The sequence below is a fragment of the Micromonospora sp. NPDC004336 genome (assembly GCF_053602615.1).
In genome coordinates, this window is sequence record NZ_JBSGDY010000179.1 from 1 (window position 1) to 11411 (window position 11411).

At 77.0% G+C, this 11411-nt stretch carries 6 protein-coding genes, 2 pseudogenes and 1 riboswitch; of the genes and pseudogenes, 7 read left to right on the forward strand and 1 reads right to left on the reverse strand.

Annotation, left to right across the window (positions count from 1 at the left end):
• Positions 1–48: 48 nt before the first annotated feature.
• Entirely contained in the window at positions 49–1488 is a 1440-nt protein-coding gene (locus ACWENR_RS26235) for a serine hydrolase domain-containing protein (RefSeq protein WP_452279627.1), read from the reverse strand.
• Positions 1489–1597: 109 nt separating this feature from the next.
• Here ACWENR_RS26235 and ACWENR_RS26240 point away from each other — a divergent pair, with 109 nt between their 5' ends.
• From ACWENR_RS26240 to ACWENR_RS26270, 7 genes and pseudogenes are all read left to right on the forward strand, one after another.
• Positions 1598–2740 carry a sensor histidine kinase gene (locus tag ACWENR_RS26240; RefSeq protein ID WP_452279628.1) on the forward strand — a complete coding sequence of 381 codons (1143 nt, stop codon included), beginning with the start codon at positions 1598–1600 and terminating at the stop codon, positions 2738–2740.
• Positions 2733–3389 (forward strand): response regulator, encoded by a 657-nt coding sequence (locus ACWENR_RS26245; protein WP_452279629.1) that lies wholly within the window; start codon positions 2733–2735, stop codon positions 3387–3389. The genes ACWENR_RS26240 and ACWENR_RS26245 overlap by 8 nt, the downstream gene beginning before the upstream one ends.
• A gap of 348 nt (positions 3390–3737) precedes the next feature.
• Positions 3738–3867, forward strand: a riboswitch (cobalamin riboswitch).
• 47 nt (positions 3868–3914) lie between these two features.
• The gene (locus ACWENR_RS26250; protein ID WP_452279630.1) at positions 3915–4160 is read left to right on the forward strand and encodes a hypothetical protein; all 246 of its coding nucleotides are present in this window, start codon (positions 3915–3917) and stop codon (positions 4158–4160) included.
• A 141-nt stretch (positions 4161–4301) separates the two neighbouring features.
• Positions 4302–7970 (forward strand): cobaltochelatase subunit CobN, encoded by a 3669-nt coding sequence (gene cobN / locus ACWENR_RS26255; protein WP_452279631.1) that lies wholly within the window; start codon positions 4302–4304, stop codon positions 7968–7970.
• Positions 7967–10294, forward strand: a pseudogene (locus tag ACWENR_RS26260) (VWA domain-containing protein); the annotation flags it as partial. The gene cobN and the pseudogene ACWENR_RS26260, both read left to right, overlap by 4 nt.
• 308 nt (positions 10295–10602) lie before the next feature.
• Positions 10603–11214 carry a cob(I)yrinic acid a,c-diamide adenosyltransferase gene (gene cobO / locus ACWENR_RS26265; RefSeq protein WP_452279632.1) on the forward strand — a complete coding sequence of 204 codons (612 nt, stop codon included), beginning with the start codon at positions 10603–10605 and terminating at the stop codon, positions 11212–11214.
• Positions 11211–11411, forward strand: a pseudogene (locus tag ACWENR_RS26270) (hypothetical protein); the annotation flags it as partial. The gene cobO and the pseudogene ACWENR_RS26270, both read left to right, overlap by 4 nt.

Genomic DNA, 11411 nt, shown 5'->3' on the forward strand with positions numbered 1-11411 from the left:
GTGGACCCCCGCCCACCGTCGACGTTGATCATAGGCGCGACGCCGCCGTCAGGCGCGGCCGAGTCCCACGAGCCGGGCCACCAGGACGGCGACGCAGCCGAGCGCCGCGGTGACCAGCAGCACCATGAACGTCGGATAGATGTACGCCACCTGGATCCAGGCGACGTCGCGACCCCGGTAGAGCCAACCGACCACCCGGTGGATCGAGGCGAGCAGCGGCAGCGGCGCGAGCAGCGGAAGCAGCCGCACCAGCGTCCAGGGGCGTACCGGCCGGCCGGCGGCCCAGCGGCGTGACCGGAGCACGCCCCGGCCGGCGAGCGCGGCGGCGGCTGCCGCCAGCACCAGCAGCACGGCGTCGACGGCCACGAGCGGCGTGCCCGCCGAGGGCGCCGGCGTTCCCTCGACCAGCGCGACGAGCCGCTCGGCGAGGGCCGACGCGTGGCCGTACGCCAGCCCGGTGTTCGCCATGACCGCGATCCCGTGGCCGGACGAGGGCAACAGCGCCTGGTACGCCGTCGAGGTGAACAGGTCGCCGCTGTGCGCGACCATCGGCGCCCCCGACGCGGTCCTCTCCACGAACCAGCCGAGCGCGTAGGAGTCGGAGACCGCGGAGGGGCGGTGCAGCGTGGCGAGGCCCGCTGGCGAGACGACCGCGGTGCCGTCCGGGCCGCGACCGCCGTTGCCGTGGGCGATCAGCCACGCGGCCATGTCGTGCGCCGAGCTGAGCACCCCGCCGGAGCCGTTGCCGAACGCCGGCGGCTCGGGCAGGGCGACCGGCCTGCCGAGGACCATGAGGTGGCCGCGCGCGCTCGACGGCAGCTCGCGGGCCACGTCGAGGGTGCGGCTGTCGGCCATGCCGAGCGGGGCGAAGACCCGCGTCCGCAGGTAGTCGTCGAACGACAGCCCGCTGACCACCTCCACCAGTCGCGCGGCCACCTGGAAGTTCGGGTTGTGGTACTCCCATCTCGTGCCGGGGTCGGCGGCCAGCCGCGCCGCGCGCATCCCCGCGACGGCCTCCCGCAGCGAGGCCGGCTGCCGCCTGCTGAACGCGGGGAACGTCGTGTCGGACATCCCGGAGGTCTGGTCGAGCAGTTGCCGCACGGTGATCCGGGCCGCCCGGGCATCGTCCATCGTGAACTCCGGCAGGTGCCGGTGGACCGGACCGTCGAGTTCCACCCGGCCCGCCTCGACCAGTTGCAGCACGGCGAGGGCGGTGAACGACTTGCTCAGCGACGCCACGGCCATCGGGGTGTGCGCCGTGACCGGGTCACCGGCGGGGGTGTGCCCGTACCCGGCGGCGTGCACCACCGCCGTCCCCCGGGTGACGGCTACCGCGACGCCGGGCACGCCGGTCTCCTCGCGGTACTTCCGGACGAGGGCGTCGGCGGCGGCGGCGTCGACCCCCGCCGGAGGGCCGACCGGCGGCGCCGGGACCGGCGCGGCGGCGAGCGCCAGCGCGCCGGCCAGGACGAGAAGTCGCGTGCTCATGACCGGAGTCTCGGCCGCCGGGGCGTCCCCGCACATCGGACCGCGGTCGGCAGCGGGCATCGGACCGTGGTCCGATGCCCGGCGCCGCGCCCGTGGATACGGTGTCCCGGTGGTCACCTGGGGACGGCTCGGGCCGCGGCGACTGACGGCACTCGACGCGCTGGTGGGGGTCGCCCTCGTGCTCCTGACGGCGGTCCGGACGCCCGCGCCGCTCGCCGTGGGCCTGGCCCTGCTGTGCGGGCCTCCGCTGGTCGTGCGTCGCCGCCGGCCGGTGCCGGTGCTCGTCGTCGTGGCGCTGGCCGGGTCGGTGGCGGCCGCAGTCGGGACCGCCGGTGAGGCCGTGGTGTTCGCGATCGCGTACGCGCTCTGGCCGGTCGCCCTGTCCGCCCCCGCCCGGCGGGCCGTGCCGGCGCTCGTCGGGGCACTCGCGGCCGTCACCGCCGGGGCGGTCGTGGGCGCCACGGTCCCCGGGCTGCCGGTCGTCCCCACCCCCTCGGGGCAGGAGTCGTTCACCGCCACTCCCGCGCCGGTCCTGCTCTACGCCGCGACCGTCCTCGCCGGCTCGTGGACGCTGGCCCGCGCGGTACGCGCCCGGCGACGGCACGCCGCCCAGGTCGCCGAGCTGCGTGCCGACCGGGCGGTGGCCGAGGAGCGGCTGCGCATCGCCCGCGACATCCACGACGTGGTCGGACACAGCCTCAGCCTGATCGCGATGAAGGCGGCGGTCGCCAACCATCTCGCGGAGAGCCATCCGGGGCAGGGGCGGGCCGCGCTGGCGGCGATCGAGCGGGTCAGCCGGGCGGCCCTCGACGACGTCCGGGTCGTGCTCGGCGCCCTGCGCGACCCGGCCGACACCGCACCGAGCTTCACCGAGCTCGACCGGCTCGTCGAGGACGTCCGCGCCGCCGGGGTCGTCGTGGCCGTCGACCGGGCGGCCGACCTGTCGCGGGTGCCGGCGGCAGTGCGGGCCTCGGCGTACCGCATCGCGCAGGAGGCGCTCACCAACGTGCTGCGCCACGCCGGCCCGGCCCGCTGCCGGCTGACCGTCGCCACCGGGGCCGGGGAGCTGGTGGTCGCCGTCGTCGACGACGCGCCGGCGGGGCGCGCGGCGGGGCCGCCCGGGCACGGCCTGCGGGGGATGCGGGAGCGGGCGGCGATGCACGGCGGCACCCTGACCGCCGGCGCCGAGCCGGGTGGCGGCTTCGCCGTCCGTGCCCGGCTGCCGTTCACCCCGACGGTGCCCGATGAGTGAGCCGGTACGCGTGCTGCTGGCCGACGACGAGGCGCTGTTGCGCGGTACCCTCCGCCTGCTGGTCGACGCCACGCCCGGCATGACCGTGGTGGCCGAGGCGGGCACCGGGCGCGAGGCGCTCGCGCTCGCCGGGACGCACTCGCCCGACGTGGTGCTGATGGACATCCGGATGCCGGAGCTGGACGGCCTCGCCGCCACCGCCGCGGTCACCGCGCTGCCGGACGCGCCCCGGGTGCTCGTCCTCACCACGTTCGACCTCGACGAGTACGTGTACCGGGCGCTGCGCGCGGGGGCGAGCGGCTTCCTGCTCAAGGACACCCCACCGGTACGGCTGCTCGACGCGATCAGGGTGGTCGCGGCGGGCGAGGCGCTGCTGGCGCCGAGCGTCACCCGCCGCCTCATCGCCGAGTTCGCCCGGATGCCGGCGGCACGGCGGGCGCCGAACCGGCTCGACGGGGTGACCCCGAGGGAGCGGGACGTGTTGACGTTGATCACCCGTGGGCTGTCCAACGCCGAGATCGAGCGGCACCTGCACCTCAGCCGGGGCACGGTCAAGACGCACATCGGCCGGTTGATGACGAAGCTGGCCGCCCGCGATCGGGCGCAGCTGGTGATCGCCGGCTACGAATCGGGCCTCGCCGACCGGTGAGCGGCGACATCGGCCGCCGTCAACGTCGGCGACGTCCCGGCGGCAACGTGGAGCCGCCGCCCGAGCGCCGCGCCGCGCCTGGTGGGAAGGGCGGACCGGTCCCGACGAGCCGACCGCGTCGGGCGGCGGACGGCCTGCTCGCGGGCGCGGCCGGGACGCCTTTCCCGGGAGCGCGGAGCCGGCCTGGCGCGAATCGCCGAGCCATCGACCGGCGACATTGCGGAATCGCGCACCACCCCGAACGCTCGATCGTCGGCGTTCGATCGATCGTCGCTCCCTCGTGGCCGGATGGGGTGGCGTTGACCGGCGGCCCGGGGGTGTGGCAGCATTCGCGGCCTGACGGCAGTGAAGGAAGCCGGTGCGATTCCGGCGCGGTCCCGCCACTGTCACCGGGGAGTGATCCCCCCTCGTGAGTCACGGCCGTGCGTGCGCGGTTGGAAGACCGGGGGTGAGCGTCGATCCGGGAGCCAGGATACTTCGGCCGTCGGGAGTGACCCCAGGGCGTGGACACCCGAGGAGGACCCGATGACGCACCGCGTCTCCGCCATCGACGATCATCGTCGCATCGTGCCCGGCCGTGCCAGCGCGCCGACGGGCAGCCGCATCCCCGCGACCTCGCCCGGCCGCCGCGCCGCGCGCCGTCGTGTGCCCGCCCTCGGCCGTGCCGCCAGCGGCGCCGTGCCCACTCTCGGCCGCGTCCTGCCCGCCGTCGGCCGCGTCGTGTCCGCCGATCGCTCCGCCGCGCGCCGCGCCCGCGTCGCCCGTCCCTGACGCCCGCACCGGGCCGCGCCACCCCGCCGGCCCGCCGCTGAGCCGTCACCCGGCCCGCCGGCACCGCTGAACCGCGCCCACCCCTCGCCTTCGCCCCGGTCGCCCCCGCGCCGACCCGGGCGTCACTCTCCGGAGCCATTCGTGCGCATCCTGCTGCTCTCCACCGCCGACACCGACCTGCTCGCCGCCCGCGCCAGCGGCGCCGACTACCGGCTCGCCAACCCCGCCCGGGTCGCCGCCGACGCCGTACCCGCGCTGCTCGACGGCGTCGACCTCGCCGTCGTACGCCTGCTCGGCGGCCGGCAGGCGTGGCCGGACGGGCTGGCCGCGGTGCTCGCCTCCGGCGTGCCGACGGTCGTGCTCGGCGGCGAGGCCGTGCCGGACGCGGAGCTGATGGCGGCGTCCACGGTGGCCTCCGGGGTGGCCACCGGGGCCCTGGCCTACCTGGTCGAGGGCGGGCCGGAGAACCTCGCCCAGCTAGCCCGCTTCCTTTCCGACACGGTGCTGCTCACCGGCGAGGGGTTCGCCGCGCCCGCGCCCACCCCCACCTACGGCGTGCACGGCGACCGCCCGGCGCGCCCGGGCCGACCGACCGTCGGGATCGTCTTCTACCGGGCGCACGCCCTCGCCGGCAACACCGGCTTCGTCGACGCCCTCGCCGACGCCGTCGACGCGGCCGGCGGCAACCCCCTGCCGATCTACTGCGGCTCGCTGCGCGGCCTCACCGCCGGCGCCGGACCGCTCGGGCTCTTCGGCCGCTGCGACGCCCTGCTGGTCACCGTGCTCGCCGCCGGCGGCGCGGTCGCCGCCGACGCCTCCGGCGGCGGCGACGAGGACGCCTGGGACGTGGGCGCGCTCGCCGCCCTCGACGTGCCGGTGATCCAGGCGCTCTGCCTCACCAGCACCCGCGAGCAGTGGGCCGCCAGCGACGCCGGGCTGTCCCCGCTGGACGCGGCCATGCAGGTGGCGATCCCCGAGTTCGACGGCCGGATCGTCACCGTGCCGTTCTCGTTCAAGAAGATCGACGCCGACGGGCTCTCCAGCTACGTCGCCGACCCGGAGCGGGCCGCCCGGGTCGCCGGCACCGCCGTGCGGCACGCCCGGCTGCGGCACGTGCCCAACGCCGAGAAGCGGCTCGCGGTCGTGCTCAGCTCCTACCCGACGAAGCACTCCCGGGTCGGCAACGCAGTCGGCCTGGACACCCCGGCCTCGGCGGTGCGGCTGCTCGCCGCCCTGGCCGAGGCCGGCTACGACCTCGGCGACGCCCCGACGCCCGACGACGGGGACGGGCTCATCCACGCCCTCATCGCCGCCGGGGGACACGACGTCGAGTGGCTCACCCCGGAACAGCTCGCCGCCGCCGAGGCACGGGTGCCGGGGGAGACGTACCGGCGCTGGTTCGCGCAGGCGCCGGCGGAGCTGCGGGAGCGGATGCTCGCCCACTGGGGGGAGCCGCCCGGCGGGCTCTACACCGACGGCGGCGACATCGTGCTCGCCGGGCTGCGCTTCGGCAACGTGGTGCTGCTGATCCAGCCGCCGCGCGGCTTCGGCGAGAACCCCATCGCCATCTACCACGACCCGGACCTGCCGCCGAGCCACCACTACCTGGCCGCGTACCGCTGGCTCGCCGCGCCCGCCGCCGACGGTGGCTTCGGCGCCGACGCCGTGGTGCACCTGGGCAAGCACGGCACCCTGGAGTGGCTGCCCGGCAAGGGCCTCGGGCTGGCCGCCGACTGCGCCCCCGACGCCGTCCTCGGCGACCTGCCGCTGGTCTACCCGTTCATCGTCAACGATCCCGGCGAGGGCACCCAGGCCAAGCGCCGCGCGCACGCCGTCGTCGTCGACCACCTGGTGCCGCCGATGGCCCGCGCCGAGACGTACGGCGACCTGGCGAAGCTGGAACAGCTCCTCGACGAGTACGCCACCGTGCAGGCGCTCGACCCGGCGAAGGTGCCCACCGTGCGCGCCCAGATCTGGGACCTCGTCCGCGCCGCCGAGCTGCACCACGACCTGCACACCGAGGACATGCCCGCCGCCGACGACTTCGACGACTTCGTGCTGCACCTCGACGGCTACCTGTGCGAGGTCAAGGACGTGCAGATCCGCGACGGCCTGCACGTCCTCGCCGCCGCGCCCACCGGCGAGCCCCGCGTCAACCTCGTGCTCGCCGTGCTGCGCGCCCCGCAGGTCTGGGGTGGCGCCCGCGCCCTGCCCGGTCTGCGCCAGGCACTCGCCGCCGCGTACGGGCTGGACGAGCAGGCGCTGCTCGCCGAGCCGGGGCGGCGGCTGGCGCTGCCCGAGGCGCTGACCGACACCGTCGACGGTCCCGCCGGCACCGCCGCCGACGCCGTCGACCTGATCGAGGGCCTCGCCCGCCGGCTGGTCGTCGGCATGGAGACCCTCGGCTGGGACGCCGACAAGGTCGACGCCGTGGTCGAGGAGGTCACCGGCCGGGCCGTACCCGACGCCGCCGCCGTGCTCCGCTTCGCCGCCACCGAGCTGGTGCCCCGGCTGGACCGCACGACCGACGAGATCGACCGGGTGGTGGGCGCGCTCGACGGGCGCTTCGTGCCGCCCGGCCCGTCCGGCTCGCCCACCCGGGGCCTGGTCAACGTGCTCCCCACCGGCCGGAACTTCTACTCCGTCGACCCGAAGGCCATCCCCAGCCGCAACGCCTGGGACGTCGGCGTCGCGCTGGCCGACTCGCTGCTCGCCCGGCACCTGGCCGACACCGGCGAGTACCCGCGCTCCGTCGGGCTCACCGTCTGGGGCACCAGCGCCATGCGTACCCAGGGCGACGACGTCGCCGAGGTGCTCGCGCTGCTCGGCTGCCGTCCCACCTGGGACGACCGGTCCCGCCGGGTCACCGGCGTCGAGGTGGTGCCGACGGCCGAGCTGGGCCGCCCCCGCGTCGACGTGACCGTGCGCATCTCCGGCTTCTTCCGCGACGCCTTCCCGCACGTGGTCGCGCTCATCGACGACGCGGTGCGGCTGGTCGCCGCCCTGGACGAGCCCGCCGAGCAGAACTTCGTCCGCGCCCACGTCGCCGCCGACCTCGCCGAGCACGGCGACGAGCGGCGCGCCACCGCCCGCGTCTTCGGCTCCAAGCCGGGCGCGTACGGGGCCGGGCTGCTGCCGCTGATCGACGCCCGCAACTGGCGCAGCGACGCCGACCTCGCCGAGGTGTACGCCGTCTGGGGCGGCTACGCCTACGGCCGGGGGCTGGACGGGCGGGAGGCGCGCGCCGACATGGAACGCTCCTTCGCCCGGATCGCCGTGGCCGTCAAGAACCAGGACACCCGCGAGCACGACATCGTCGACTCCGACGACTACTTCCAGTACCACGGCGGGATGGTGGCGATGGTCCGCCACCTCACCGGCGCCGCCCCGGCCGCGTACGTGGGGGACTCGGCGATGCCGCACGACGTGCGCACCCGCACCCTGGGCGAGGAGACCCGCCGGGTGTTCCGGGCCCGGGTGGTCAACCCGAAGTGGATCGCCGCGATGCGCCGGCACGGCTACAAGGGCGCCTTCGAGCTGGCCGCCACCGTCGACTACCTGTTCGGCTACGACGCCACCGCCGGGGTCGTCGACGACTGGATGTACGAGCACCTCGCCGCCGCGTACGTCTTCGACGAGACCACCCGGGAGTTCCTGGAGCGGTCCAACCCGTGGGCGCTGCGCGGCATCACCGAGCGGCTGCTGGAGGCGGCCGACCGGGGCCTGTGGGCCGAGCCCGAGCCGGCCACCCTCGACCGGCTCCGCGAGACGTACCTGGCCAGCGAGGGTGACCTGGAGGACCGCTCATGACCACCTACCCGTTCAGCGCCGTGCTGGGCATGGACGACATGCGCCTGGCGCTGCTGCTCAACGCGGTCTCCCCGGCGATCGGCGGGGTGCTCGTACGCGGCGAGAAGGGCACCGCCAAGTCCACGGCCGTACGGGCCCTCGCGGCGCTGCTGCCGCCCGTCGACCGGGTGGCCGGCTGCCGCTTCGCCTGCGACCCGGCCGCCCCCGACCCGTCCTGCCCGGACGGCCCGCATCCGGCCGGGGCGGCCGCCGAGCGGCACCCCGCCCGGCTGGTGGAGCTGCCCGTCGGCGCGGCCGAGGACCGGGTGGTCGGCTCGCTCGACCTGGAGAAGGCCCTCGGCGAGGGCGTACGCGCCTTCGAACCGGGACTGCTCGCCGCCGCCCACCGCGGCGTGCTCTACGTCGACGAGGTCAACCTGCTCCACGACCACCTCGTCGACCTGCTCCTCGACGCCGCCGCGATGGGCCGCTGCCACGTCGAGCGCGAGGGCGTCTCGGTCAGCCACGCCTCGCGGTTCCTGCTGGTCGGCACCATGAACCCGGAGGAGGGGGAGCTGCGCCCCCAACTGCTCGACCGGTTCGGGCTCACCGTCGAGGTCGGCGCCAGCCGCGACCCGGCCGTACGCGTCGAGGTGGTCCGCCGCCGGCTCGCCGCCGACGCCGACCCGGCCGGGTTCGCCGCCCGCTGGGCCGACGCCGACGCGCAGGTGGCCCGCCGGGTGGCGATCGCCCGGCAGCGGCTGGCGCACGTGCTGCTGCCCGACGCCGCGCTGCGCCAGATCGCCGAGGTGTGCGCCGCGTTCGACGTGGACGGCATGCGCGCCGACATCGTCACCGCCCGTACGGCGCTCGCGCACGCCGCCTGGCACGGCCGGGACGCGGTCACGGCGGAGGACGTACGGGTCGCCGCCCGGCTGGCCCTGCCGCACCGCCGCCGCCGCAACCCGTTCGACGCCCCCGAACTCGACGAGAAGCGCCTGGACGAGGCCCTGGACCGGGCCCGCGACGACGACCCCGGCGACGAGCCGGGCGGATCCGGCGGCGGTCCGGGCTCCGGCCCGCAGGGCGGCGGCCCGAACGGCGGTCCGGACGGCGCCCCGCCCGACGGTGACGCCGGTGGTTCCGCGCCGGCCGGCGGGGACGCGGGTGCCGGCGGGCACGGCGAGGCCGCCCACGGGCCCGGCCGCGACGGCGACCCGGGCCGGGACGGCGGCGACGGCGCGTGGCCGGATCGGCCGAGTGGCGGCGACTGGGCGGATCGGCCGGGCGGCGACTGGGTGGACCGGCCGGGCGACTGGGCGGACCGGCCGAGTCGCGGCGACTGGGCGGACCGCCCCGGCGAGGGCGACTGGGCGGACCGCTCCGGCGGCGGCGACTGGGCGGACCGCTCCGGCGGCGGCGGCTCCATGCCCGGGCGGGATTCCCCGGCCGGCCCGCGTGGCGCCGGCGGGAGCGACACGGACGAGGACACCCCCGGCCGGGCCCGACCGGGAAACGGCCGGCCCGACGCCGGGCAGGTCGTGGCCGTACCCCGGCAAGGGCTGAGGGCGCGACTGCTCACGGCGCCCGGGGTCGGCGACGGGGTGCCCGGCCGGCGCTCCCGGGCCCGCACCGGGCGGGGCCGCACCACCGGGGCGCGGGTGCCGGCGGGCCGCGCCGGCGCGCTGCACCTGCCCGCGACCGTCCGGGCCGCCGCCCCGCGCCAGAACGCCCGGGGTCGCGTCGCCGGGCCGCTGCGCCTGCGCCCCGAGGACGTCCGCGAAGCCGTCCGCGAGGGACGCGAGGGCAACCTCGTGCTCTTCGTGGTCGACGCGAGCGGCTCGATGGGCGCCCGCACCCGGATGGCCGCCGTCAAGGGAGCGGTGCTCGCCCTGCTCACCGACGCCTACCAGCGCCGGGACAAGGTCGCCGTGGTCGCCTTCCGGGGCGCCGCCGCGCAGACCCTGCTGCCGGCCACCTCGTCGGTGCTCGCCGCCTCCACCCGGCTGGCCGAGCTGCCCACCGGCGGGCGTACCCCGCTGGCCGAAGGGCTGCTCGCCGCCGCCGACCTGCTGCGGATCGAACGGCTGCGCGACCCGCGCCGCCGCCCACTGGTGCTGGTCGTCACCGACGGCCGGGCCACCACCGGCGACCGCCCGCTCGACCGGGCGGCCCGCGCGGCGGGCGTGCTGGCCGCGACCGGGGCGCCGTGCGTCGTCGTCGACTGCGAGAGCGGTCCGGTGCGCCTCGGCCTGGCGCGCCGCCTCGCCGCCCAACTGGGCGCCGTCCACCACCGCCTCGACGAGGTGGCCACCGCCCCCCTCACCACCCTCGCCACCACCGGCCGCCCCACCCCCGCCCTGGCGTCCGGCCGTCTTGCGCCCGCGTCGGTGTCCGGCCGTGCCGCTCCCGCGTCGGTGTCCGGCTGCCCGGCGCCCGCTCCCGCGCCGGTGTCCGGCCGCGCCTCGCACGGCCGGTCCGCTGCAGATCTTGGCGAGAAATGGCCCCCACAGGGGCCATTACCTACCAAGATCGCCGAGACCACCTACACCCCGACCGCGACCGCCGCCGCCGGCCCCACCGCCGCCGCCACTGCCAGCGCCGCCACCGGCGGCGGCGCTGACGGTGGTGGGGAGAACAGGAGTGTTGCCTGATGCCGCAGGGGAAGCCGTCCCAGGTGCCCGCCGACGGGCTGACCACGCGGCAGCGGCGCAACCGGCCGCTGCTGGTCGTACACACGGGACAGATGAAGGGGAAGTCGACGGCCGCGTTCGGGCTGGCGCTGCGCGCCTGGACGGCCGGGCTGCCGATCGGGGTGTTCCAGTTCGTCAAGAGCGCCAAGTGGCGGGTCGGCGAGGAGAACGCCTTCCGCGCCCTCGGCGAGGTGCACGAGCGCACCGGCCAGGGCGCCCCGGTCGCCTGGCACAAGATGGGTGAGGGCTGGTCCTGGATCCAGCGTGGCGGCGAGGCCGACCATGCCGCCGACGCCCTGGAGGGTTGGCGGCAGATCCAGCGTGACCTGGCCGCCGAGCGCTACGGCCTGTACGTGCTCGACGAGTTCACCTACCCGATGAAGTGGGGCTGGGTGGACGTCGGCGAGGTGGTCGAGACCCTGGCGAACCGCCCCGGCTTCCAGCATGTCGTCATCACCGGCCGGGACGCCGACCCGCGCCTGGTCGACGCCGCCGACCTGGTCGCGGAGCTGACCAAGGTCAAGCACCCGATGGACGCCGGCCAGAAGGGCCAGAAGGGCATCGAGTGGTGACCGCCCTCGGCCGCCGCGCCGACCAGCGGCGCCCCGAAGGGCCCGTCGCGCCCGCCGGGCATCCACCCGCCGGTCCGGCCGGCGCCGCGTCGCGCGTCGACCCGGCCGGCGCCGCGTTGCGCGTCGACCCGGCCGGCGCCGCGTCGCGCCTCGACCCGGCCGCGCCGTGGGCGCTGCCCCGCGTGGTCGTCGCCGCG